We start from the raw sequence: 24137 nt of genomic DNA, 5'->3' as shown, positions 1-24137 counted from the left end.
CTAGCCAAACGAACCCATAGAACCCGTAGTTTGCCGTTGCCGCTGTATTTGGTCTAGCCGATCGATTGCATCTTGAAGCGATCGCCAGATATGACGCTCATACCGACTCAGCCGTTCAATATCCTGAGGAATGGCTTTGGATGCGATCGCCGCTGTTTGTGCTGCTTGCGAGAGCCAGCGCACGTCACTCAAGATTGTTTCAACCTCTCCAACCCGCTCAACACAAGTTTTTTGCAGCTCTGGAACCAAGCAACGAAAAACGTAACCTGCTCCTGCAAAGTCCTCACAAGACTGTTTCCAACGGATGAGCTGGCTCCAAGTATGAGTCTGGTTCAAACCCCGTCTTAACTCCTCTGATGGCGGCAAGGCTTCACTTGGAAAGTGCTTAAGAGCCTGAGAGATCAACCGATGCAATGTTTTCAGCAAATCACCCGCAGCTTTGGAACCTAACCATTTTTGGAACCCGCGCTTCGGGATGCCCCATATAACCTGATCTTCAATACCAGAGAGTAGCGTTTTTAAGGCAGCCTGTTCTAACTCCAAAACAGCGATCGGGTTTTCTAGAGTACCTGTGTAGAATTTGTGACGAATGGTTGGGGTTTTTTCCTGGCGTTCCTGCTTCAGCATTGCGGTGTTGGCAATCGCCGCCTCACATCCCCACACTCGATGCAATCGTTGCCATCCCATTGCCACTTGCTGAACCAGCAAATGCTCTATAGGGCTTTGCGGCTGATATTGGTCAATCAGCCCTTGCATCATGCCTTGAAAGGTTCCCAAATCCTCTGTTGCGAGGATAGGCGGCTGAGTTGCCAGTAGCCCATGTTTCGTAGCGTTGCGAGATGCGATCGCTTTTCCTCGCTCTGTAATCGCGCCTCTTGATTTCGCACCATTCAGCCTTGATTGTTCAGCTGAGCAAGCCATATTTTTAACTCCTGGCTATTTTGAATAGTGTTCTAGGTTAGAGAGCGATACCCAAGACGCTTGATTGTCTCCATACCACTTCAAGTAGGCAGATTCCCCTTCAAGCTTCTCGATATTGCCAGTCCAACCCCTAACTCCTTTTTTAGCCACGCGATCGCCCACGTGAAAGGTTGTGGAAGAAGTAACCGTTCCAACCGTTCCAGAAGGCTGAACTGCTTTAGCCATCCGGTCTTCAGGTAGAACACTGCTTGGAACAGATTGCTGAAGCTCAACCGTTCCAGAGCTAGTGTCCCCTGTAATGATTGTGTTTTCTACGTTTGAACTGCTTGGAACGGTTGGAACAGATGATTGCTCTAGATTTTCCTTTGGCTGATGAGTTCTACGTCTCCACACCCGCTGTTTCCGCCCCTTGTGCTGTTTAGGACTGTGGCAGGGCTCCCATTCAAGTTGGGTCAGAACATTAGCAACACGATGCTTACAGACTTGATCCTGCTTGTTCAGGTCAATCTCTAAAGCAGCTTTCAAGATTTCTGACGTAGAGACGCAATCTTTATCTTCTACATACAGAGCGATCGCTTCTCTCCATGAATCCTGTACTTGATACAGCTCGCGAATTTGGCTAGCTGCGGCCTCTTCCAAACTCGTGAGCCACCACTGCTCGCCAGACTTATTATAGCTCGGTAGCAGCTGCCCAGATTTGATCGCGCTCGGCTTCAAGCTGCCTCAAATCAATAGGTTTGAATACAGGTAGCACCCAGAATCGCCGATTGCCTGTTGGGTCTGCCAAAAATTCAAACTGATTGGTTGTCCCGACAATCACCGAGCTTCTACGCAAGGATTCAATAGAACGTCCATAGGGTTTTCGGATCTGGTCTACAGGACAGGAGAGAAATGCTTTGATGTGGCTCAAGTCTCTCCGCTTGAAAACGGATTCAAGTTCTGCCCATTCAATCATCCAGTTTTGGTGCAACACCAGCCTAGAATCCTTATCAGTAATACTGCCAAGGGAATCATCAAACCAAGCTTGACCCGCTAATACTCGAAAGAAACTAGATTTTCCAACACCTTGTTTTCCCTGCAAGATCAAAACGGTATCAACCTTGCATCCAGGTTGATAAGCACGGGCAACCGCTGCAATTAGAAATCGTTGAACAAGAGCTTGATATATGGGCTCATCTGTCCCAAAGTAGCGACTTGCTAAGCCCTCTAAGATAGAAGTGTTTTTACCAAATCTTTGATGGCAGCTTTCCAAGTATTCAACTACGGGGGAGTAGGTTGACTGCTTAGCAACTTTAGCGACCAAATCGGCAATGTCCTCCCTTCCCGATTTAAGAGGCATTTTCCAACTTATAACCAGTTCGACCTTAGCAATCCCCAAATCGAAAGGTTGTCCATCTAGCTCTACAGATTTAGTTAGCAGGTTGTACCGAAGGCGATCGCCTAACCTTGCCTGAATCAGCTCAAATTCTTGAAATAAGCGAGGTTTCTGTCCTTTTTCTGAAAGCTCCTCCTCTAGTTCAGTAGGTTTGGTATTAGATTTGGCAGGTTGAGTGGCTACATAAACAAACTGCTTGCTCCGAGCCTGACCATCTGCTCTAAATCCTTTGGGTACTTTTCCTCCTTTATTACAAAGCAGCCTTCCGGGGCTCCAGTAGCAAGGTTTATCTGTTGCTCCACAAACAATGCAAGGAGTCTCAGTAGAACAGGGAATGGGAGTATGCTGCTCACTTGAGCTTGGTTGCTGTGTCATCTACCCAACCTTCCTTCCTCGCTTCAAAGGTTGATTCGATGGCAGCGTGGCGAGATAAACCTCGATAGCTTTCTGATGAGCCTTGGGATTGTTCTGGTTGGCAATCCAATCTAGAACTAGCTCCCGGTTATAAAGTGTCTTTCGTGTCCCAACCCTGACCCAATGAATCCCCTCGATCCATCTTTCAGTTAGCCTAAACCGCTTGAGACTGGAGGCTGAGAAGCCCGTTTGCCGGATAATTTCCTTTTTGGTGCAATACATTTTGGATTTGCCAAAACTGAAGTGGGACAAATCACCACGGTTAGCTTCAGCAAATAGCCTGCAACGCGACAAACGCAAATTTAGAGATTCACAGGCTACGCCTTAGCCGAAACCGGGCGAAACATTTTGCAGAAATCTCTAAGCTGCTGGCATCGCGCCTGCTGTCTAGAATCACTCAAAGACACTTAGGAACCGATTAGAGCAAGGCTCTACTGAAAATCACTTTCAGCGGTGCGAATCACTCGCGACACTACAGTTCTACTAAAAGCCAACTTGGTTATACATTAAGAGGAAACTACTCCTTAAGTAATCCAGCATTAAGCTAGACGTTCCTGATTGGCTTTAGATGGACACAGTCTAGCTCAAATAAGCCCTCTTGGTCATTGCCAAGAGATTATTTCAGAATCTTTTAAGCTTCAGTTGCGATTGAGGGGCAATTGTTCCCTCAATCCTCAGGTCGTAAACTCATCATCTTGAGGAAGTCGGCATAATGCCGCTGAATCATCTGCACACTGGTATCACACCACTTGGCAATCACAGACTCAGGAACGCGCTTCAAAATCTGGATGGTGATGAATGTATCTCGGCAGGAGTAAGGGGTTAGCCAGCCTTGATTGGTTCAACAATCCGCTTCCAAGCATTGTTGTAGAAATTGTTGTAGTTGATTGGCTTGCTTTTGGGTGATGGGAAAACCAATGCACTCGGCTCAACCTTTTCAGGCTTAATGGATAGGAGCAGCCCTTTCAAGCGATTAGAGCAAGGGAAGATCCGCTTTTTATTGTTCTTCGAGCCTTCTACTCGAATTGGTTTACCACGTCCTGAGGTTGTAATCGATTCTGCAAACCTCACAGATTCACAATCCTCAGCAACATTGCTCCACCTCAAGCCAATCGCCTCTGAAGGTCGGCATCCTGTCAAAAACAGAAACTCCACAAACGGGGCATAGTGGCTGTATCGGATACCTGTATAGCCCCGTCCGTTCCAGTTACCCTGGTGATCCTTGAATGCTTGAATCACCCGCTCCCTTTCCTCTTCGGTAAAGGCATTAGGTTTAGGCCCCACCTGATAGCGGTATTTAGGCATTTCGCCTGCCATTCCCTCATAGGGGTTGCCTTCAATCAGCCCATGCTTCATCGCCCACTTGCAGGCAGCGTTCAGTTGCATCAGCGTCTTTTTCGTTTGGTAAATAGTTGTCAGCTTTTCCAGTTCCGCCTTAACCCGCAACGGTTCCATCAGAGTCACGCCACCCAATTGCTCAAACAATCGAGCAAAGCTCACATAATACAGACGGGTCGTTTCCTTCACACTGGAAGCTTTGTAGCTGGTGTACTGCTCCCATAGCTCCTGAATCGTGGGTGTAACTTTGGGTGTAACCTCTTCAGGAGCCACAACCTTCAAGGCTGATTGTGGCTTGTACTTCTCCAATGTCTGATCAAAATGCCCTGCAAGGATGTCTAGCTCAATTTCCCGAGCTTTCATCTCAGCGAGTTTGCGATTTTGTGGCGTATCCGCAAACCCTAGCGATAGGTAATGACGCTTCCCCGCATACCGAAACCGCAGCTGTAGCCGATCGTGGGAACACAAGATCGAAACCGAACCTTTGGAAACCTTGCCAGTTGGGGTTTTGGAGTACATGGGTGTGAACCGCTTAGTACGTTTGTTGTTACACCCAAATTACACCCGATTTACACCCAAACTGCCCAATCCTGACCCATCTTTATGCCAAATTTTAGAACGATTGCACTATAGTTCAAGCGCTCCCCAAAATGCTAGAAACCCCCGAAAGCGTTAGCTTTCGGGGGTTTCAGTTTATTAAGCGGGCACGGGGAATCGAACCCCGATCATTAGCTTGGAAGGCTAAGGTTTTACCACTAAACTATGCCCGCAAGGCCAATGTTAAAAACGCAGGACATGTTGAAATTCCGCGCTCATTCATGGGCATAAACTAAGGTAGCACATGTTTAGCAGATTTAGCAGAGATTACACTCTGTTTTGCTCGAAAGCAGCAATTCTCAGTATGGGTTTCACAGACAAGTGTTAGTGCCCGACGGATGCGCACCCCTGGCTGTGAGCCCCAGAAATAGTCCGCCACAGATAGGATATTTCCGGGTTGGATTTCAGAATAAATATCGCTGATTCGAAAGCGTCTCCGTATTCTCTCCTGGACCATACGGAACCCCCGGACGCTTTTAGGGGCTATTTCAATGGGTGTATGTAAAGTTTCTCCAAATTTTGCTGGGGCCAATGTGTAATCCAGGCTAATCAAAGGGTCTAGGCCACCGAGTAAAATCCGATACTTTACGGAGGACTGCACCTCACTGACAAGGCTAGGATTTTCCTATCAGGGGAGTTGAGTTATGCCTATTTTCCTGGCTCGACGGGGAAACGGTTTATTTGGTTAGCCCAAGCGAATTCCTGTTGTAAGAATGGCTGGCTTTTAACACGACTACATAAGTACCGCCTGTTCTTGAAACGGCATCGAACGCTCCAATTTCAGGTGGGGCGGGTTTCAACCATAGGTTGTTTTTTTCGGACTAAGTATTACATCCTGCACGGGATTTCCTAGAGGACTCATCGTTATGAATCTGAAACAATTGTTTGCGATCGCCAGTTTGACGGTTGGTAGTGCCTTGGCTTTGGGCACTGCACCCGCACAAGCTGCAGGAATCACATTCTCGTCGTTCAACTTTGGCACCAACTTCACAGGGTCAGATCCGAAGGGCAATATCATGCTGAACTCGGTGACTACGGGCGATCGCACCATCACCAACTTCCACACTGTGAACAGCGTCAACATTATCCAAAACGACCTGTGGACGGGTGGCAACACAGGTGCTGCGAGCGCCGATAGAGGCGATAACGCAACGATTGGTGTCAAGGCTGAGAACCCCACCAATAACAACCTTGCAGCCGCGTTGGGCAACCTCAACCTGACCAGCATCATCGATACAGAAGACGATGGCAGCTTCACCATGGATCTGTTCTTTGACACGGCGATCGACCAATTCCTGTTCTGGGAGCGCGGCATGAACAGCCGACTCAAGGTTCAGGCCATTGGATCGGGCGGTAGCATTTTGGCAGAGTACTTGCTGGATAGCCGCTCTTCCGCCAAGCAAGCGACCAATGCGGGCTTCAACATGAACACGACCGAAGTGGGTGAGCAGTCGGTTGGTGCCCTTGGTCTATGGCTCAATGGTGCAAAAACCAACCAGTTGCGACTCATCAGCCAGTCCAACTACAACGGAGCAGACTTCAAAGTGGTGGGTGCCCAGGCCGTTCCTGAGCCTGCAACCATGGCAGGTACTGCGTTGGCATTGGGAGCACTAGCCACAGCTCGTCGCAAAAAGCGCCAGGCCGATGCCGCCAAAGGTTAGTCGTGTAGTTTTGAACTAGCCAGACACGAGCAACAAACCGGAACCAAGCGTTCCGGTTTGTTTTGCATTGGGCGATCGCCATTCTCTAACTGCCGATATAGACTTAACAGCAGCTATACCGCAGCGCGATCGTACAAATCTGCCACAAATTCCCCATACCCGTTGTACAGCCGAGAGGGTACCTCCTCCCATGCGTAAGGATTGCCACCTGGCCCAACCAACCGCTCGCTGGCCTGTGACCAACGGGGATGGGGCACATCCGGTTCAACATTCGACTCAAACTTGTACTCGTTGGCGCTAATGGTGTTCCAGTAGGTGGCCGGCTGAGCATCCACAAACTCAATTTTGACCACCGACTTCGCCCCCTTAAATCCATACTTCCATGGTACGACCATGCGAATGGGCGCTCCGTGCTGCTTGGGCAACGTGTGGCCATAGGCTCCAATCGCAAAAAAGGCCAAGTCGTTTGCCATCTCGTCTACTCGCAGGCCCTCGGTGTAGGGCCATGGCAAAAATTGAGAGGGTGGGAAAGAAGGGCCAGTTGTAATGTCGCGATCGTAGAATGACGTGAAGCGGACAAACTTGGCGGTGGAAAGCGGTTCTGCCGCTTCTAGCATGAGCCGCATGGGAAATCCCAACCACGGCACCACCATGGCCCACGCCTCTACACAGCGAAATCGATAAATGCGTTCCTCTAAGGGAAACTGCATGAGGTCGTCGAGGTCGTAGGTTTTAGGATTTTTGACCAGGCCCGACACTTCAACCGTCCAGGGATTGGTGGGCAGTGATTGGGCAGCCGGCCAGATGTTTTTAGAACTGCCAAATTCGTAGAAATTATTGTACGTGGCGGCAAATAGCTCGTTGGTGAGAGGTCGGCCTGCATCGGTAAAGTTGGGATTTTGGGGTGCCCTCAGGGGAATTACTCCCTGCAAGGGATCGGTCGTTTGGCGAGTTGAGCGATCGCAACTGGTTAACGGCAGCACCGTACTCGCAATCCCAACTCCAACAACGCCCTTGAGAAACCGACGACGGTTGTAAAATGCAGCTTCATGAGAAACCTTGAACTCGGGCAATTGCCACGGCTTGGGAATGTGAATAAAAACCATACGAGTGCGATCGTGCTACAAGCAACTGTTCTTAATATGCCATTGCCCCTGGTAGAAGGCTAGTTGAACCCATCGATGCTGTTCTAGACCAGGGAAGCACAGCCAACTCATACACCATCGCCAACTCAACAAACATGCATTGAGTTCACTCTGTATCCGTTACGACCCTGCAGAGAGGCTGCGATCGCTAATGAACTCCATAAAAGAGGGTAGAGGCTGATAGCGCTGGGCGATCGGCTTTAGCGATTGACTACGAAGGCTGACCCAAATGCTACAGTTCATGTCTGTGGCCGTTACAACAACCGTCTCGCGAATCGCCATCTTGCAGGCGTAATGGTAAACGCGAGCTCGCAGCTTCAGATCGGCAGAGTGAAGCCGATAGTACAGCTCGCCACGGCAATACATCCCCTCTTGAATACTGTCTTCAAACCAGAACTTGAACGGTGAGATCGAACCTTCGTCGATAACTAGCGGTAACACAGAAGCTGCTCTCGGTGCTGTAGATAGAGGGTAACAGAAGAGATCATAACGGTTGGAGAAAGGGAGACGCAGAACGATCCATCCAACAGCAGTTCTTAAAATTTAGGCAGCAGATAGCGGTACACGATCGCCAAAACCGAAGGACGGGCAAGGGGCAGATATCGATATCGATCAGGTCAAGCACAGTACCATCCCGATGTTTTGAGGTAAGCCTTTATAGGCTCTACGGAATTTGACCCTGAAAGCAGAAGTGAGCTAGCGCCAGTGATCGTTTGGGCTGAACCGTTTTCGCTGAACTGTTTAGGCTAAACCGTTTTCGCTGGATTGCGGTCAAGAAGGGGAGGCTTTGCCCTATGTTGGGAAGCTGTTTTCTGTTGCCCTGTTTAGGTCAGGCTATTTAAGCAGGTTTAATATAATGGTCACTCTGGCTCTAAAATTCCCGGTTTTGAGCAAAAAGTATCGGATTTGAGCGTAGCCCTGGCAACGTGCGATCGCCCACTCTCATAAACCAGCCCTTAGGAAACTTGGACAGGGGCAGAGTGCTGAGTGGGGTGTAGCCGCCACAGTTCCTCAACGGTGACAAACTGATAACCCTGGTCTAGCAACAGAGGAATAAGGCGCTGGGCGATCGCCACCACGTCCTCTCCACCGCAATAGCCATCATGCAACACAATCAAGGAACCATCGCGAGTTTGGCTTAGCACGCGCTCCACCACCACATCAATGCCGGGGCGGACCCAATCTTCGGGCACCACACTCCACATCACCGGGCGATAGCCCCACTGCTGCAGCTGCACCAAATTGTTGGGAGTGAAGAACCCATTGGGCGGGCGAACATCTCGAACGGACTGTTGCACATAGTCCCCAGGCAAGTCACACGCTTGAGCGATCGCCATTTGCGTTCTTTCCAAACTGTCTTTAAGCTGGGGAACCGTTAGCCGAGGAAACGAGCGATGGGTATACCCATGCAGCCCCACCCAATGCCCTGCTTCGTACACCAATCGCGCTACCGCAGGGGAGTAGTCAACACATTGCCCCAACCAAAAGAAACTCGCAGGAACTTGGTAGCGATCGAGCAATTCCAGCAATGGTGGGGTGTGCTTGGGGTGCGGTCCGTCATCAAAGGTGAGGGCGATCGTTTTTTCCCCGCCTTGTCCAGTCCACAAGCACGAAGGAAAAGCTGGCTTCAAAATTTGGTGAATGTAGGGAAAAAACGGTGCAAGTTCCATTCTGTGTGGATGTTGTTGAGATAAAGGGGAAACCAGTTACTCAGCAGGGACAAACTAATAAATGCGATCGCGCAATTTCAGCCAGGTTTTGTACAAACAATTCCTGAGGAAAAACCGCCACTCAACACCTCAAACTTTTGGCTCTCCAGTTTTTACAACCCCATTGCCCAGCCCGATCAAATGACGGCAACAGGATGCATAAATGACCGATTCAGCAGAGCCAACCGGCCTGTCATGCCAAGCTCATGAAGCCCTAAAAACCTAACGCTCAGCACAGCAAGTTTGTCGCGCCCATGCCGATTGTACAAGGGAACTCAACACATCACCACTGAGGGGCTTGACCAGAAAACCGTCCAATCCAGGGTTCTCATCCTGAGGAAGCCAACTCGGTGCATGGCTATCGGTCAATGCAACAATCATCGAAGTTTTCGCCAAGTCACGCAAAGTTGAAATCAACCCGTGAGACCAACTCTGTTGATTACCACCCAAAATGACAAGACACGGTGTCTCTTCTCGCGCCGTTAGCACTATTTGATCAGCAGAATTGGTCACTACCATCGCACAACTCAGCCGCTCAAGGAGCGATCGCAACATCTGTAAATCCTCAGATGATTGCTCTAAAACTAGAACATATCGCTTCGACATTTCATATTAAGCCTGATGCTTGATTGCTTCTGTCTTGTCAATATAGCGATTGGTTTCTGTTCAAAACTTTGCTGAAATATTACCTACTTCGCTTCTAGCAATCGTTTGAGCTATTTCACATCAAAAATTCAATTTCCTTTTTTCTTAGCCTTCCACCAAGCCAACAAAACAGTAGTTATCAATGCTCAATATTACTTAATGCAAAATTCCGAGCCCAAGGCTGTTCGAAAGATTCCGCCTTCGTTTCTGATTCAAACTCATCCACACAGCCTATTAGTTTTTTTTAAGCAAGGGTGATATAGAAACGAAGTGAGTTTTATCTCTTCTGCCATCAAAAATTAATGAAGCTTGCTAACAGTTTTGCTTTCTATCCTAGGCCATCTACCCGCTCACTGAGCCCAACCGAGCAAGTGATGCAGCCCTCGTCTCGTGCACAACCACGTCCCAATGCAGCCAAGCTTAAATACCCATTCTGATTACGGCGAGGAAAGACATGAACGTTTAGAATCAGACGACGCAGTTTCCCCCTGAGAGCCTCCAGTTCGGTATTCCTCATCCACACTGCGGTTGGATGAACAGAGTGTGTGGAATAGCCCTCCGGCACGCCTAGCATTTTGAAACCTGAGGTTTGGATAAGCTGAAGTGCCCATTTTTGCGTGCGCGTTGCGCACGCAAAAATGGGCACTTCTAAGGTTTTTGAAGCATGAACCGTGTTGCGCAGCGGAACCAGGCGATGGTTCAGGCAGGAGGTTGCATGGGAGGCATCTGCTCAGGAAGCCTAGAAACCTCACGCAGACAGCGATACCTGAGACCACCGCGGCAAAAAAACAGCGCACCACTGTCAGTGATGCGCCAGCCGTCAACTTGTTTCGTTTGCACGGAATTGTGCTAAATCGAAGATTCGGGCGTCCAGTTGGCCCAATCTTGCGGCTTGAGGAAGACCTCATATAGCTCTGCCTCAGGAGTGCCGGGCTCAGGCTTGTAGCTGTATTCCCAGCGTACGAGTGGAGGCAGCGACATCAAAATTGACTCGGTGCGGCCATTGGTTTGCAAACCAAAGATGGTTCCCCGATCATAGACGAGGTTGAATTCCACATAGCGCCCACGACGATAGAGCTGAAAATCACGCTCGCGATCGCCATACTCATCATTTTTGTGGCGCTCGGCAATGGGCACATAGGCTGGTAAAAACGCATTGCCGCAGTCTTGCACAAAGGCAAACAGTTCCTCCCACGTGCGACCCTCAACTGGCCCCACATTTTTGCTGTAGGTTGCAGCGGGCGTGTCACTGTGGGAACCTGGGTAAGACACCGGATACAAAATGCCCTGAGTATCTTGATAGTCGAAGAAGATGCCGCCAACGCCGCGAGTTTCTTGACGGTGCTTCAGATAAAAGTACTCATCACACCACAGCTTGAAGGTGTTGTAGTACTCAGGGTGGTGGCGATCGCACGCTTCTTTAATTGTGCGATGGAAATGGGCTGCATCTTCGCGCGTGGGATAGTAGGGCGTGAGGTCAATGCCACCACCAAACCACCACACAGGCCCTGCTTCGAAATAGCGATAGTTGAGGTGAACCGTAGGAATGTGGGGATTGCGGGGATGCAAAACCATGGAGGTTCCCGTAGCGTAGAATCCATGGCCGGCCGCTTCGGGGCGCTGTACCAAAATAGATGGTGGCAAATCTTTGCCCCATACTTCCGAAAAGTTAACGCCGCCCTGCTCAAATACGTCGCCACCCTTCATCACGCGCGAGCGCCCACCGCCGCCTTCTTCGCGAACCCAGCTATCTTCCTGAAAACGACCCGATCCATCGAGTCCTTCCAGACCTTCGCAAATACTATCTTGAAGCTGCTTCAAGAAGGCGCTCACGCGCTCACGCGAGTCGCTTGGAGGCAGAGAGTTTGCAGTTTGGGTGGTTGCTTCAGAGGTTGAAAAATTAGCCATAGATCAACACATTTGTTCACACGTTCACATCAAAAGTTGGATTCCAATTCTGGATTCCCAAAACTGTGCAACCCCTTATCACCGCTTGCATCAGCCGTGGGTTTATGTGCATCCGGATCTAGCCTATCTTGGATTGACGCTCCAACCGCATTCCTTGAACGGAATGTAAACAATTTGCAATGTTAACCATCATGTTTTTTGACGGATTGCATCATTCTGTTGATAGACCGCAGCAAGCGATCCGTTTGAGATAGGTTGTGAAATGGGCTGATGAGCGAAGGACATCATCCGTTCACGCTAGAAGCCCCAAGGTCAAACGCCCCTAGCTTCTCTCGGGATTGATGCAAGCGGACACGACATTTTTAATATGGCCTTCTTGATATGTCTTAATCCGCTACGAGCTTCAACCACTCATGCCAGTTTTATACCGTTCTGCAAGTATGCAGTTCTTGAAGTTGGTTGTGTTTCCCATTTGGGATTTGTGGATGTTTGGTGTACCCGCTCATCGCCCTACGGCAACAAATATCCGTATGTCTAAAACATCACCCTGTCAGTTCACACATCATGCGCGCTAGGACTGTTCACAAATTGCCCTCTACAACACTCAAACCAAGGCCGTTCCTGCTAGAACGAAGGAGAGTTGTTGGCGAGGGCGATCGCTCCACTCAGGGTAGATTACGCCGCTCCGTGAACTCCATTACAATAAAAAGTCGGAGCATAGACGGCATGTACATCCTGGATTATCCTTGCTCCCTAACGGATCGCGCCCTAAATTTCTTGAGCACTCACTTACCGCAGCCAAGGGGTTCCAGTCTTCACTACCGTTGCAGGGCAGGAGCGCTAGGGTGGAGATCCAAGGTTGAGTTCGGTGTGTGCAAGCGTCAAGCACCAAACGGTTGGGTTGGTGTGAGTCAAGGTTGAAGGAGTGATGCCATGATCGGTGACTGGTTCAAACACCCCCAATTCAATTCCCATCGAGCTGAGGCCAAATGGCTTCAGCCGTTGGTGGAAACCTTTTATACCGTGAGCACAGCATCGGTAGATGACCTGTGGCAAACAGTCACAAACCTGGCCGATATGTCCTGGCATCCTCTCATCGCCAGTACCAACGTGCCCAAAGGACTCATTCCCAAACCTGGCTTAATCTACAAAGCATTTACTCGGCTTTTGCCGATTTTTCCGGTGCGTATTTTTGTGGAACGGGTCTTACCCCGTCAGCTTTTAACAGTTCGAATTTTGGCACTGCCCGGTGTGGAAGAACGGGTTACCTACCGGGTTGAGTCAACCCTGTGTGGCACCCAAGTGTCTTATTCGGTTACTTTGCGCGGCTGGCTGTCGCCCTTGGTGTGGTCGCTCACGCGGCGGCATGCGGCCCGAGTGGCCATCGAACTGGCACAAGCTGCAGAAGATGCAGAGCAGCAAACCAGTGTGGCCCATCGCCCAGCCCGGCGTGACAATTGCCGGGATCTATTTGCTGCGATCGCCCTTACGGTAGGGATTGGCACGGTATTAACCTCGACCTCGACGATACAATCTATAGTCCTGTAGGCAAAACCCCACGCTTGGATACCATTGGTGTAAGATCACTAACGGTAAAATTACGTTAAGAATTAAGACAGTTATTTCACTTTCATTTAGGGCTTGGCGCAGTTGCTTCCAACCAGAGCTGTATCCATAAAAAAGCTCCAAAACCAGGGTTGAATCCAGGGGAAGCATGGCTTAAGGCTTGCGCTCCAAGCTTGGAAATTCAGCAATTTGGACTGAAGCAAGCGAGCGACTGTGTAACAAAAAAGAGCAGGCTATCTTAGCGGACGTCAACCACCTGCAAATCACATTGCGTTTACAGGTTTAGGGGCAAGATTATGGCAGCCATTCAAGATCGACGCGCTGAAGGGATGCGAGAACCTCTTAAATAGATAGGGGATGGATAATAGGCGATCGCCAGCCCACCCAACCAGATCCCCCTTTCATTGCATAATATCCACTGTTTTTTCCGCACTCTACATCCACCCTTGGTGGAGAACACTCCGTACCCATGCTAGATTCCCAATCGATTTTGAATGTGTTGCGCCCTGTGCAAGATCCCGAGCTGCAAAAGAGCCTGGTCGATCTCAACATGATTCGCAACGTAACAGTTACTGACGGACATGTGAGCTTTACGCTTGTTCTCACCACTCCTGCCTGCCCATTGCGAGAGTTTATTGTCGAAGATTGCGAAAAAGCTGTGAAAACCCTGCCTGGCGTAGAAAGTGTTGCGGTAGACGTAACAGCCGAAACGCCTCAACAGCGATCGCTTCCCGATCGGCAAGGCATTTCCGGTGTGAAAAATATCATCGCCGTTACAAGCGGCAAGGGCGGCGTAGGCAAGAGCACCGTTGCGGTGAATGTGGCCGTTGCCCTGGCTCAATCTGGAGCCAAAGTTGGCCTCATTGATGCCGACATTTATGGGCCAAATGCCCCCATGATGTTGGGCCTTAGTGCAGCCCAGGTAAAAGTGCAGCAAAGCGGCCAAAGCGAAGTTCTTGAGCCCGCCTTCAACTTTGGTGTACGGCTCGCCTCAATGGGGTTTTTGATTGATCCCGACCAACCTGTGATTTGGCGCGGCCCCATGCTAAATGGCATCATCCGCCAGTTCTTGTACCAGGTGGACTGGGGCGAACTGGACTATCTGATTGTAGACATGCCTCCGGGTACGGGCGACGCTCAGCTTACCCTGGCACAGGCAGTTCCAATGTCGGGTGCGGTGATCGTGACCACCCCTCAAAACGTCGCCTTGATGGATGCTCGGCGGGGCCTTCGCATGTTTCAGCAAATGCAGGTTCCGGTGCTGGGCATTGTCGAAAATATGAGCTACTTCATTCCGCCGGATATGCCCGACAAGCAGTACGACATTTTTGGCTCTGGTGGCGGTCAGCGCACCAGTGAAGAGCTAGGATTGCCGCTGTTGGGCTGCATTCCGCTGGAAATGATGCTGCGGCAGGGGGGCGATCGCGGCATTCCCATTGTGGTGGAGTATCCTGATTCGGCTTCTGCCAAAGCGCTGACCAGCATTGCTCAGCAAATTGCAGCCCGTGTGTCAGTTTTAGCCTTGGCCTAAATGGTTTTCAGTCAACCCTCGGTGTGGAGTGTTTAGACGATGTTGCAGCGATCGCTCACTCGGTTTCGATGGAAAAGCCTTATTCAACCGTGGCAAGAGGTCGATTGGCTCCTCATATTTGGGGCAATCGCACTCACCGTCATTGGGGGATTGGCCATTCGCAGCACCGAGCTAACCCTCAACCTAACCGACTGGCGGCAGCACTGGGTTACCGGGGCGGTTGGCTTGGGGATCACGCTGGCGATCGCGCGATCGCGTTACGAATCCATCCTAAGCTGGCATTGGATCTTGTACGGCATGACCAACTTGGTGTTGCTGTTCGTCATTTTTGCAGGAACCGAGGCGAACGGTGCCCAAAGCTGGCTCACCCTGGGTGGCTTTAACTTACAACCATCGGAATTGGCCAAAGTTAGCGTCATCATTTCGCTGGCGGCTGTCATGCACAACCGCACTGCCAAAACGATTCCCGATGTCATTCGGGCGATCGCCGTTGTCATTCCTCCCTGGCTGCTGATCATGAAGCAGCCCGACTTGGGAACTGGGCTCGTATTTATCGCCATTACCTTGGGGATGCTGTACTGGGGCAACGCCAACCCCGGATGGATCATCCTCATGATTTCGCCGCTGGTCTCTGCGATTTTGTTTGTGGTATACCTACCCGCCTGGTTTGTATGGACCAGCCTGATGATTTACATTGGTTGGCGCACACTGCCTTGGCGATACGCAGGAGCGATCACCGCTGGAGTTGTCAATCTGCTGTCGGGGGGGCTGGGTAACTTTTTGTGGGATGCGCTGGCCCCATACCAAAAGGCCCGCATCTCAATGTTTATCGATCCCGACCAAGATCCCCTCGGGGCCGGATACCACCTCATTCAATCGCGCATTGCCATTGGGGCTGGTGGTTTGTGGGGACAGGGGCTCAACCAGGGCACCCAAACTCAGCTTCGATTCATTCCCGAGCAGCATACCGACTTCATCTTTACAGCCATTGGGGAAGAGCTTGGCTTTATGGGTTGCCTTGCCGTACTGGTGCTGTTTTGGCTCATTTGCTTCCGGCTGCTGATTATCGCTCAGAATGCGAAAGACAACTTTGGCTCTCTGCTGGCGTTTGGCGTTCTGTCAATGATTGTATTTCAGGCCTTGGTGAACATCAGCATGACGATTGGACTGGCTCCAGTGACTGGAATTCCGCTGCCCTGGCTCAGCTATGGACGATCGGCACTGCTCACAAACTTTATTGCGCTGGGGCTGGTTGAGTCTATTTGTAATTTTCGCCATCGTCTCAAGTTTTAATCAATGGGCGATCGCTTGATATGCCGCCACCACAACGGTATAACCAAAGAAAGCAATTCCACCCAATTCGGTTCCACACAAGAGAGTTCAAGCAAGCACTATGATTCTTCCAGGATCGGCAGTTCAAGTCATCAACGAAAACGATACCTACTATAAATTTCAGGGCTTGGTGCAGCGCATCAGCGATGGCAAAGCTGCTGTCTTATTTGAAGGCGGCAATTGGGATAAGCTCGTGACCTTCCGGCTTTCGGAGCTGGAAGCAGTCGATGCCACCGCTGGCCGCAAAAAAGGTAAGTAATTGGCATCACCTGTTAGCTCCACAAGCTTGAGGGTTTTCCTAGTTCATGAACCAAAGGGGGTTTGGGGCAATTGCCCCAAACCCCCTTTGGTGTGGATTCCCAGAACGCATCAGCCGACAGCTAAAAAAATCGTCATTTTCCGATCTCGCCCGTTGCGCATCAGCCAAAACTCGATACACTTTTAGGAACTGGTGCACATGTTCTAGAGTGTTGCGATGCGCCTTCCCCTGAGTGGTGTTCCGTCTCAAAATCGATCGCCCCATCACATTGCCGAGGTGATCGAAACCTCAACTACCGAATTTTTAGCCCAGTGCCTTGAGCCCGAAGACTTGAACTTTGCCACCATGCCGCCGTTTGGTAGCTGGGTCAAGTCTTTTGATGATGAATCGGGGCACCAAATCTATGCGCTGGTGTACCACGTAACCACCAGCCCCATTGACTCGGTGCATCGGGCACGAGCCCTAGGACTATCGTTGCAAGAGCTAAGAGAGCAACAGCCACAAATTTTTGCCATGCTCAAGACCGAATTTCGTGCGGCAATTGTGGGCTTTCAGCCATACATACGGGGCAACCACAGCAGCAATAGCCTAACAGGGCAAATCTATCAGCACTTACCGCCGCGTCCGCCTCAAATTCACCAGGCCGTTCATGTATGTAGCTCCGACGAAGTGCTGCACTTTAGCGAGAATCTTGATTTTTTGCGATCGCTCTTGCAATTGAGTGGTGCCCCCGTCGATGCCCTAACCGCCGCCGCTATGCGCGAAATCTACCAACTTCGCAAGGGCGATCGCCACTGGCTTGTTGAGGCAGGTCGTATGCTCAACCTGATTTTAAAGGATGACTACGATCGGCTCCGCGTCATTCTGAGTCAGGTCTATCTTTAATTTTCCAAGCAATTCTCTGTCTTGCATCGCTTTTGCTTATCTTTAGCCAAACGTTGGAATCCACCTATGGTTTGAAACAGAGTGCGTTGTCGATGATGGCGATCGCATCAATCTGAGAAAACTTAAACAAATGTTTCCCAAGATTTAAGTTTGCTTAAATTGAGAGACAATGAACAAAATAGTAAAATAGAATACAGAAAGAAGCCGAAGAATTATTTTATCTACGTCTTTCTTTCACCATCCCGAAGCGATGCGGCTCTTTCCTTCGCGAAAGTAGACGGCCTCATCCCACCGTGGGACAACAACTTTTTTGGAGGCGTTTATGAGATTAACCTATCGCGGTAACGGTTACGAATACGAGCCTGTAGAGACCAATCTTGCAGAAACCGATGTATTTGGCAAATACCGCGGCCAAGGGTTCCATTTCTCGTATCCTCGCCATATTCCGGTTCCTCAGCCACCCCGTAGCTTGAGCTATCGCGGTGTGCATTACGAAACTACAGAATCGGGAGCCATTCACACGGTTTCTCGCTCCGAGGCTACCTCTCTGAAGATGAATGCTCGTCAGGCAGTTATGCAAGAGGTTGAGCAAATTCATCAGCAAAACATTCAGCGTCGTTTGCAACATCGGTTGGAAGTTGCGCAGCAGCGGGGCGATGAAATGCTCGTTCGCCAGCTACAGCAAGAAATGGGCGATCAGGCTTTTTCAGCCTAGTTCATGAATGTCAGGTCTTGCACAGTTGCGGTATGGGTTGTGATCCAAGTTCTTCATAGGACATTGTTGAAACCCCTGACCCTGCTGAATAAGGTGTGTAAGCCCTGAGTCCCCAAGTTAAAAGTTTGAGTTGCGGAGCGAAGGAGATCCACTCGCGTGGAGCCTGTCTAGACAGTCGATGCGGTGACACAGGAGGCGCAAGGGAGATGCGCCTCTTTTTTTGGGGACAACGCTCCTTACTTTCCCAATTTTTTTAATGGGATTGTTTCACTGTGGGCTTATTCAGAGTTTGTTCAAATGGAACTGATACAGGAAAACGATGCGTTATTTATCAGCCCGCAAAATATCGGTTCCAGCTCTAACGCAACGATAAAGCAACGATTCTGCCTGACGTGCATCACGTGCATCAATAGACCTCCAGACTGCCTGCACGACTGGTTTTTTGAAGCTCGAATCAGACTGGTTCCAAGGTGTAGAGAAAATTAAAGGTTGCCCAGTGATGAACATCCAACGCTGCAAAATCGGGAGAGGATGTCAGTTCAGCCTCAGGGCTCGCTGCCTGAAGATCTTGCAAAATTGCCTGTGCTAGATCCAAATCGCTGCCTGCACTGGTGCTCGGTGTTTGCGGAAGGGCAATTGCCCCAGTTTGAGCAAACGGCGCATGGTTGAAGAACAAGAAGGTTTCTGCGAGTTCGATGGGCTGTGCGGTCAATGGCGCGAGTAATACTTCACCAGGGGCGATCGCCAGTTGAGCGATCGCTTGAGGATTGGGCTGATAGTGCAATGGATGTAGCGAAATGGTAGAGCCAGTGGTACTCAGGTTTACCAGCAGAACATGAACAAGGCGATCGCCAAAATTCTGTACCCGAAAATGGGTTGCCGTCTCTTTGGGTAGGCTAACAATGCGATCCGCCATGGTCATTTGAGAGCCAGCTTTGCGATCTTGGCTCAGCGTTCGGATCGTTTCTTGCTGAGCGAGCAGTTTAGCATTGGCCCCTACCGTTTCTAGTCCAACCCGAATTTGCAGTTTCGAAGTGGATGTATTGCAGGTCAACCGGAGCAATTTCAACGCTTGCAGCGATCGCAGCATCGGTGTTAAGCGAGTCACGGCCGCTTTGACGGCTTCTTCTGTTTTAACGAGGGTTCCCGGTACCGCCCGGCGGGAGGGATAAAACAGGCCAAATCCAGCCCTGTCCGGTATTTTCTCTGCGGGAGGAGGCAGCAGCGGTTCAATGGTTGCGTCTGCCAGCGAGGCCGTTAGGGTTTGGGCCTGAATCCGCGGCTTGCCAAACAAAAAGTCGGCCGATTGCTCACCCACGGAAACCGTTGCCACTTTGACTGCCGAAAAGGCGCTAGTCGCATCAACCCGTTCAATTCGTTCTAACCGGTTGTCTAACGCAACGGTCAAACCAGCGGTTCGGGGTACGAATCGCATTCGCTCCTGAACAGGTTGGCCAATCAGCGTGACTGGATCGAGTTCGATTTCGGTGGGTAAGCTGGCTCGTATGCGCAAGCCATCCTTGGAGCGCACCTGTAAGGGCAAATTGTGTGGAATTAGCGTTAGCCCCGCCGGAGGGGAATAACTCTCCAATGCCAGGGCAGACAAGCCACCCATCCATAGCTGAAGCGAGCCATCGGAATCCACGCCAGTCACGACTCCATCGGCGGCGATCGCATCTGGAGTCGAGGTATAAGCCGACGGTTCTTTTCCCTTTGCGGCGATCGCTAGCATCGGCTGCTGTCGACCGGTCGTTAAATACTGAACTCGCTCAACCAACGACGGAAAGATAACTTGCAGCGACTTTCCAGCCGTTTCTTGCCAGAGGTATTGGGTTAGGGTGTAGGTTAGCAATCCAGCGCTAAAACTACTCCACTGCGCTTCTAGAGCTGGGCGATCGACTCCGGCAGCCCACAGCCACGCACCCGGCAGCACTGTACCCGTGCGCGATCGCCCTTGCGGCAACCGTGCGGCTAACTGATCTTGCATGGCCAGCTCGGCAGGGTGGGGCTTGCCTGAGGGAATATTGGGACGCGATCGCACCCGAAAATTGCCCAACAGGGATGATCCCAAATTTGAACATCCCGCATCGAGCACCAAGGTCACATTGGAGGTGGCGAGCGATCGCACGAGCAGTTGTAGCGTATCTTCTTGAATATCGTTTAGGATGGGCTGCTCATCGTTGGGCATGACCCCATCGATCGGCACGAGCGTCCTTAGATAAGCACCGCCCTCCACCAGTTTGACCCGACTGCCCAACCCACTAAAGTGAAACACAGCCGCATCGCCCAGCCGAGCCTGCTCCACCAAATGCTGCTGAAATCCAGTCTCAATTCCCATGCGGGTGGCTTGCTCCCCAGTCAGCAAGGCAATATCGCTGGGTTGAAAGCCAAACCGATGCACCAACAGCTCACGCTGCATATCCACATCGTTGAGGCTGCCTTTAAGGGCACTATTTTTGGCAACGGTAAAGTCACTCACGGATTCTGGATACTGATTAATGCCCACAAGCAGAGCCAGCTTACGGGATGTCGAGTCGGCTAACGCCGCATGGTACCGATCTGCCAGCGCAAAAAAACTGCCTTGGGAGATGCCTAATGTGGCGATCGCCCAACCCATGCGCTGCAAAAACTGTCGGCGTGTCAGTTCCATGACTCTATTTCATCATTAAACTGTTGCTTCAGGGAATTCCCTTTGGGCAGAGATCTCCGTCTTTAGAGTGAGAGATATTACATCTTTTCTGTGAGGTGGCCCATTGGTTAGTGTATATCGCGGATTTCCCCTAAGCATCTCAGCTTTAGCACCAGCTGTACTAATGGGTGACGTTTTTTTGAAAACCCTTGCTGAATAAAGGTTCTCAAAAAACCCTGGTTCTGCCGAACATTAGGTTCAGTTCAGGGCTTTTCTACGGGCTGCGCGGTGCACACCCTTCAGAAAAGGCTATGCCTACGCCAGATCCCGAACAAACTTGGCGCTGCCATCAGGCTCCACTCCAACCCATCGCCAGCCCAAATGCAAATAAAAGCCATAGGCTCTCAAGCTGGGATCATTGCCCGTCAACAGCCAAATTTGTTGAGCACCCTGAGCCTGAAGCCATTGCTCGGCATGCTGCATCAGCCGACGCCCAGCTCCCAACCCTTCAAACTCTGGCCGCACAAACATTGCAAAAATCATGTGCTCTGTTGCATTCGCCATCGCAAACCCAACCGCATGTGTCCCTTGTTCTGCAATCCAGGCATGACAATCGTTCTGTAACATTTGGGCGATCGCCGTTGGAGTAATGCCAAGGTCAGCCAATTCTTCTCGCGATTGGTGATTTTCAACCACACTGGTACGAATTGCAAATAACGTTTCAATATCGCTTGAATTTGCATCTCGAATCATCATGGCGATCGCCCCCAACCCATTTCATTGAGAAGATGTTTGAAAAGTATCAAATATTCTGCGATCCCCCCCCCAAATTCCAGGAGGCTTCCGACCCTGTTTCTCATTCACAGTCCCCCAGTTTTGGAGGATGTAGGGGGCGGTTCGAGTTGCAACTGGCACTTTTAGAACATCCTCCGATCATTCAACGGCCAAAAGCATAAATGTCTCCTAAAAAGAAATCGGCCCAAGCAGAAGCGCTAAACCTCCAACACCATCTTTTATACCTGCTTAGCAACAAATGGTTCAATCCAATACTTGCTTCAACAACTCTTGTAGCTGAGCCAAATCAATTGCAAAACCAAACCCCTGTTTTTGGCCAACCAAAAAGCCGTATTGCAAACCCTTTAAACTCGCAATGCGATGAAAACATCGGTTAAAGTGGCCATCTTCAAAAAATTCAATAAATCGAGTTCCAGGTGCCATAAATGCAGTGTGAGTAAAGGCAGAACCGTGGGCACCAATCACCACAGCCGATTGCTGAAACATCCGAATCTGTTCTTCCAAAGAATACTGAGACATCACCACCGTCTCAAACCCAAATTTAGCAAGCAGCGTTTCTACTTCTCGCTCGTTGGTAAGATATCGAATTTTGGAATCGGCCCGAGATACATAAATTCGTCGCGACGGAGCAGCAGGAACAGGTGGCACTTTTTGGTTCCACCATTCCACTGCATAGGAAGACACATAGCTAGTTTTCGCTAATCGGCTCAAACCATGCAACTTTTCAAATCGATAGACACCATCTTCCAAAAAAGAAACGCGATCCGAGTATCCCGTAATACGCAGGCTATCTTTTACAAACTTGGAGGATGATTTCGGCACAATCAACTTTAGATGATGCAGCTCTTTGGCCATGTCATACAGCACAAGTCGGGGAAGGATTTCGATCATCCAGTGAAAGAAGTTATGGTTCCACGGCAGGGTCAACAAAACAGCTTCTGGCGCTTCGTGTTTCTTTTGAAAGGGAATCGATTCTAACTGAAGTACATATTTTGGATTAATCAGTAATTCTGTACCAATGAGCAAGTCCGAAAATACCTTTCCTTGCCACAGGTGTAGTCCTGTCGGCAATAAAACATTCACCTCATTCAAAGCAACAATTCCCGCTGTAGAGGTCGTTGTTTCCCCATTTTTGAGCAGCTCTAGGTACGCTTGAGTCCGCAAATTACTGACAAAAAATTTAGGCTCAACTGTCGGTGAATCGACTGCTGGCAGCAGTTTTTGTACAGAGCAGCCCTCCCAATGTTGCGGTTGGACAAAAGCTTGGCGAAGTCGGGCAGCAGAGCCTTGCTCACGCAAAAACAGCGATCGCAAAAATTTGCTGACCACTGCGCCCCCAGACACCTTCGTAGAATGAATGAGTCGCTTGACAAATGGGTGGGAAACCATGGTGCGATCGCCAGCAATGAAGAACGACTAACTCTAAATTTTGCTCCAAATTGCTCTAAATACTGACATCACACTCAAACGAGTTGAAGCGGTAAATTTTGAAAGTCCTAAGTAAAATCCAATCTCAATGTATAAATTAAAACAAGTAATTTAAGATGGCTCGGATATCTCAGTGCTACTGGATTTCGCAGAGATAGTACAGCCACGCATCTACATTAGAACACAGCTCTTTTTCAGTTGCCAATTCTTGTCCGCTGCTCCAGGAATAAATTTTGACATTGCCAAAATAGGGCATCAATTGCGCAAGCTGCCTTTGAGGATAAATGTAGTAGGTATTGAGTCGAAAATTGTGAGATTCATCTTTCACAATGAGATAGTCGCTGCACTGTATGTTGGTTTGGGTTAGCGGCCGATTCATCAGACGCATACATCCCAGCATCATCAAATTTACATAGGTACGAATGGGGTTGAGGCTGAGCTGATTGCGAAGGCGGAAGCTATGCGCGAATCCTTGTAGATTGTGGCTGGAAAAGCAGAAGTATCCCCCTGGCTTTCCAATTCGATGAATCTCTTGAAGGATCTTGAGGCGATCGCCATGAGAGACATAGTCAATCCCATTAAAGCTAAACAGAATCAAGTCAAAGGATTGATCGTCAAATTGACTCATGTCTCGGGCATCGCACACGGCAAATTGCGCGGCAGAGGCCGAGAACCGCTGTCTACAAGCAGCAATCATTTCAGCAGAATAATCGACCCCCGTATAGTCTTTGACGACAGGAGAGAAATGCAGCGTTGTGCGCCCACCTCCCACGCCAATGTCGAGCATCTTCATATCAGCCAGACGATCGCGCAACAGGTTCAAAATTGCAGATTCTGCGGGTTGCAACTGCTGCAACTGGGCATAATGCCACACAATTCCTGGAGACTCATAGGTTTTTTGATTGGTATCCACGTTCATAAAGGCGTAGGCAAATAGATAGGTTCGTTATCCCAGTTACAAGGAGCTGAGGTGGCTTAACAACCAGCCCAGTCACCAGTCACCTCAGTAACCGACGACGAGAAAGCTGATGCAATGAACCTCAAGAGAAGGGATTCTGAAATCATTAATCAGTCAAAAAATATACATAAACGAGATGCGTAGAACATTACAGCCTTCATCACTTCCGCCGTGGGTTAAGCCCGGAAGGACTGGTGAATCCGACATTCCGCAGGTTGCTCTGGGAATTAAAGGGAGTGGGGATAAGCTGAGGGAGACGAGTTAGGATCGCCCCCTTGCAGATCGAGAACTTGGACCACTTGGGACTGATTGCGGGTGTTATTGAT

General features: G+C 50.0%; 20 protein-coding genes and 1 tRNA gene. 7 read left to right on the top strand and 14 right to left on the bottom strand.

Annotated features, from left to right (window positions below; all coding sequences use genetic code 11):
* From ACQ4M4_RS16385 to ACQ4M4_RS16365, 5 genes are all read right to left on the bottom strand, one after another.
* Nucleotides 1-921 carry a hypothetical protein gene (locus ACQ4M4_RS16385; RefSeq protein WP_430685513.1) on the bottom strand — a complete coding sequence of 307 codons (921 nt, stop codon included), beginning with the start codon at nt 919-921 and terminating at the stop codon, nt 1-3.
* Between the two features lie 15 nt (nt 922-936).
* Nucleotides 937-1638 carry a hypothetical protein gene (locus tag ACQ4M4_RS16380; RefSeq protein ID WP_430685512.1) on the bottom strand — a complete coding sequence of 234 codons (702 nt, stop codon included), beginning with the start codon at nt 1636-1638 and terminating at the stop codon, nt 937-939.
* Nucleotides 1592-2671 carry a VapE domain-containing protein gene (locus tag ACQ4M4_RS16375; RefSeq protein WP_430685511.1) on the bottom strand — a complete coding sequence of 360 codons (1080 nt, stop codon included), beginning with the start codon at nt 2669-2671 and terminating at the stop codon, nt 1592-1594. Before ACQ4M4_RS16375 ends, ACQ4M4_RS16380 begins: the two co-directional genes overlap by 47 nt.
* Nucleotides 2672-3532: 861 nt before the next feature.
* Entirely contained in the window at nt 3533-4567 is a 1035-nt protein-coding gene (locus tag ACQ4M4_RS16370) for an Arm DNA-binding domain-containing protein (RefSeq protein ID WP_430685510.1), read from the bottom strand.
* Between the two features lie 180 nt (nt 4568-4747).
* Nucleotides 4748-4818: transfer RNA gene (locus ACQ4M4_RS16365), tRNA-Gly, on the bottom strand.
* Between the two features lie 693 nt (nt 4819-5511).
* On the opposite strand from ACQ4M4_RS16365, the gene ACQ4M4_RS16360 reads away from it, so the two are divergent.
* Nucleotides 5512-6306, top strand: a complete 795-nt coding sequence (locus ACQ4M4_RS16360) for an exosortase-dependent surface protein XDP2 (protein WP_430685509.1) — start codon at nt 5512-5514, stop codon at nt 6304-6306.
* Between the two features lie 113 nt (nt 6307-6419).
* Here ACQ4M4_RS16360 and msrP read toward each other — a convergent pair whose 3' ends face one another.
* From msrP to hemF, 5 genes are all read right to left on the bottom strand, one after another.
* A complete protein-coding gene (gene msrP / locus ACQ4M4_RS16355; protein WP_430685508.1) occupies nt 6420-7412 on the bottom strand; it encodes a protein-methionine-sulfoxide reductase catalytic subunit MsrP in 993 nt (330 codons plus the stop codon).
* 159 nt (nt 7413-7571) lie between these two features.
* Nucleotides 7572-7892 (bottom strand): hypothetical protein, encoded by a 321-nt coding sequence (locus tag ACQ4M4_RS16350; protein ID WP_430685507.1) that lies wholly within the window; start codon nt 7890-7892, stop codon nt 7572-7574.
* A 515-nt stretch (nt 7893-8407) separates the two neighbouring features.
* A complete protein-coding gene (locus ACQ4M4_RS16345) occupies nt 8408-9121 on the bottom strand; it encodes a polysaccharide deacetylase family protein (RefSeq protein WP_430685506.1) in 714 nt (237 codons plus the stop codon).
* Between the two features lie 261 nt (nt 9122-9382).
* Complete coding sequence (locus tag ACQ4M4_RS16340; RefSeq protein WP_430685505.1) at nt 9383-9766, bottom strand: hypothetical protein; 384 nt, start codon at nt 9764-9766, stop codon at nt 9383-9385.
* An 888-nt stretch (nt 9767-10654) separates the two neighbouring features.
* On the bottom strand, nt 10655-11713 hold the full coding sequence (gene hemF, locus ACQ4M4_RS16335) for an oxygen-dependent coproporphyrinogen oxidase (protein WP_430685504.1): 1059 nt from the start codon (nt 11711-11713) through the stop codon (nt 10655-10657).
* Between the two features lie 933 nt (nt 11714-12646).
* Here hemF and ACQ4M4_RS16330 point away from each other — a divergent pair.
* The 6 genes from ACQ4M4_RS16330 (at nt 12647) to pirA (ending at nt 18001) form a co-directional block, all read left to right on the top strand.
* Nucleotides 12647-13261 (top strand): SRPBCC family protein, encoded by a 615-nt coding sequence (locus ACQ4M4_RS16330; protein WP_430685503.1) that lies wholly within the window; start codon nt 12647-12649, stop codon nt 13259-13261.
* Between the two features lie 487 nt (nt 13262-13748).
* Nucleotides 13749-14810, top strand: a complete 1062-nt coding sequence (locus ACQ4M4_RS16325) for an Mrp/NBP35 family ATP-binding protein (RefSeq protein WP_430685502.1) — start codon at nt 13749-13751, stop codon at nt 14808-14810.
* Between the two features lie 39 nt (nt 14811-14849).
* Complete coding sequence (gene rodA, locus ACQ4M4_RS16320; RefSeq protein ID WP_430685501.1) at nt 14850-16103, top strand: rod shape-determining protein RodA; 1254 nt, start codon at nt 14850-14852, stop codon at nt 16101-16103.
* Nucleotides 16104-16203: 100 nt separating this feature from the next.
* Nucleotides 16204-16401, top strand: a complete 198-nt coding sequence (locus tag ACQ4M4_RS16315) for an NAD(P)H dehydrogenase subunit NdhS (protein WP_430685500.1) — start codon at nt 16204-16206, stop codon at nt 16399-16401.
* A gap of 216 nt (nt 16402-16617) precedes the next feature.
* A complete protein-coding gene (locus tag ACQ4M4_RS16310; RefSeq protein WP_430685499.1) occupies nt 16618-17286 on the top strand; it encodes an HAS-barrel domain-containing protein in 669 nt (222 codons plus the stop codon).
* A 322-nt stretch (nt 17287-17608) separates the two neighbouring features.
* A complete protein-coding gene (pirA, locus tag ACQ4M4_RS16305; protein WP_430685498.1) occupies nt 17609-18001 on the top strand; it encodes an arginine synthesis PII-interacting regulator PirA in 393 nt (130 codons plus the stop codon).
* Between the two features lie 454 nt (nt 18002-18455).
* Here the strand turns inward: pirA and ACQ4M4_RS16300 are convergent, their stop codons facing one another.
* The 4 genes from ACQ4M4_RS16300 to ACQ4M4_RS16285 all read right to left on the bottom strand — a co-directional run bounded on the left by ACQ4M4_RS16300 (nt 18456) and on the right by ACQ4M4_RS16285 (nt 23772).
* On the bottom strand, nt 18456-20651 hold the full coding sequence (locus ACQ4M4_RS16300; protein ID WP_430685497.1) for a caspase family protein: 2196 nt from the start codon (nt 20649-20651) through the stop codon (nt 18456-18458).
* Nucleotides 20652-20945: 294 nt separating this feature from the next.
* Nucleotides 20946-21386, bottom strand: a complete 441-nt coding sequence (locus ACQ4M4_RS16295) for an N-acetyltransferase family protein (protein WP_430685496.1) — start codon at nt 21384-21386, stop codon at nt 20946-20948.
* Nucleotides 21387-21668: 282 nt separating this feature from the next.
* Nucleotides 21669-22814, bottom strand: coding sequence for a glycosyltransferase family 61 protein (locus ACQ4M4_RS16290; RefSeq protein ID WP_430685495.1), 1146 nt, complete (start codon nt 22812-22814; stop codon nt 21669-21671).
* A 175-nt stretch (nt 22815-22989) separates the two neighbouring features.
* Nucleotides 22990-23772 carry a class I SAM-dependent methyltransferase gene (locus ACQ4M4_RS16285; protein WP_430685494.1) on the bottom strand — a complete coding sequence of 261 codons (783 nt, stop codon included), beginning with the start codon at nt 23770-23772 and terminating at the stop codon, nt 22990-22992.
* Between the last annotated feature and the right edge of the window lie 365 nt (nt 23773-24137).

The sequence above is a fragment of the Leptolyngbya sp. AN02str genome, from assembly GCF_050565595.1.
Lineage (GTDB): Bacteria > Cyanobacteriota > Cyanobacteriia > Elainellales > Elainellaceae > Kaiparowitsia.
Note: the sequence above shows the minus strand (reverse complement) of the source record. Positions and strands in the feature narration are given on the sequence as shown.

Excerpts from the sequence above, each read along its gene's own strand:
- ACQ4M4_RS16385 (WP_430685513.1), bottom strand. The coding sequence starts at position 921 with ATGGCTTGCTCAGCTGAACAATCAAGGCTGAATGGTGCGAAATCAAGA.
- ACQ4M4_RS16375 (WP_430685511.1), bottom strand. The coding sequence starts at position 2,671 with ATGACACAGCAACCAAGCTCAAGTGAGCAGCATACTCCCATTCCCTGT.
- ACQ4M4_RS16370 (WP_430685510.1), bottom strand. The coding sequence starts at position 4,567 with ATGTACTCCAAAACCCCAACTGGCAAGGTTTCCAAAGGTTCGGTTTCG.
- ACQ4M4_RS16360 (WP_430685509.1), top strand. The coding sequence starts at position 5,512 with ATGAATCTGAAACAATTGTTTGCGATCGCCAGTTTGACGGTTGGTAGT.
- msrP (WP_430685508.1), bottom strand. The coding sequence starts at position 7,412 with ATGGTTTTTATTCACATTCCCAAGCCGTGGCAATTGCCCGAGTTCAAG.
- ACQ4M4_RS16345 (WP_430685506.1), bottom strand. The coding sequence starts at position 9,121 with ATGGAACTTGCACCGTTTTTTCCCTACATTCACCAAATTTTGAAGCCA.
- ACQ4M4_RS16340 (WP_430685505.1), bottom strand. The coding sequence starts at position 9,766 with ATGTCGAAGCGATATGTTCTAGTTTTAGAGCAATCATCTGAGGATTTA.
- hemF (WP_430685504.1), bottom strand. The coding sequence starts at position 11,713 with ATGGCTAATTTTTCAACCTCTGAAGCAACCACCCAAACTGCAAACTCT.
- ACQ4M4_RS16330 (WP_430685503.1), top strand. The coding sequence starts at position 12,647 with ATGATCGGTGACTGGTTCAAACACCCCCAATTCAATTCCCATCGAGCT.
- ACQ4M4_RS16325 (WP_430685502.1), top strand. The coding sequence starts at position 13,749 with ATGCTAGATTCCCAATCGATTTTGAATGTGTTGCGCCCTGTGCAAGAT.
- rodA (WP_430685501.1), top strand. The coding sequence starts at position 14,850 with ATGTTGCAGCGATCGCTCACTCGGTTTCGATGGAAAAGCCTTATTCAA.
- ACQ4M4_RS16315 (WP_430685500.1), top strand. The coding sequence starts at position 16,204 with ATGATTCTTCCAGGATCGGCAGTTCAAGTCATCAACGAAAACGATACC.
- ACQ4M4_RS16310 (WP_430685499.1), top strand. The coding sequence starts at position 16,618 with ATGCGCCTTCCCCTGAGTGGTGTTCCGTCTCAAAATCGATCGCCCCAT.
- pirA (WP_430685498.1), top strand. The coding sequence starts at position 17,609 with ATGAGATTAACCTATCGCGGTAACGGTTACGAATACGAGCCTGTAGAG.
- ACQ4M4_RS16300 (WP_430685497.1), bottom strand. The coding sequence starts at position 20,651 with ATGGAACTGACACGCCGACAGTTTTTGCAGCGCATGGGTTGGGCGATC.
- ACQ4M4_RS16295 (WP_430685496.1), bottom strand. The coding sequence starts at position 21,386 with ATGATGATTCGAGATGCAAATTCAAGCGATATTGAAACGTTATTTGCA.
- ACQ4M4_RS16290 (WP_430685495.1), bottom strand. The coding sequence starts at position 22,814 with ATGGTTTCCCACCCATTTGTCAAGCGACTCATTCATTCTACGAAGGTG.
- ACQ4M4_RS16285 (WP_430685494.1), bottom strand. The coding sequence starts at position 23,772 with ATGAACGTGGATACCAATCAAAAAACCTATGAGTCTCCAGGAATTGTG.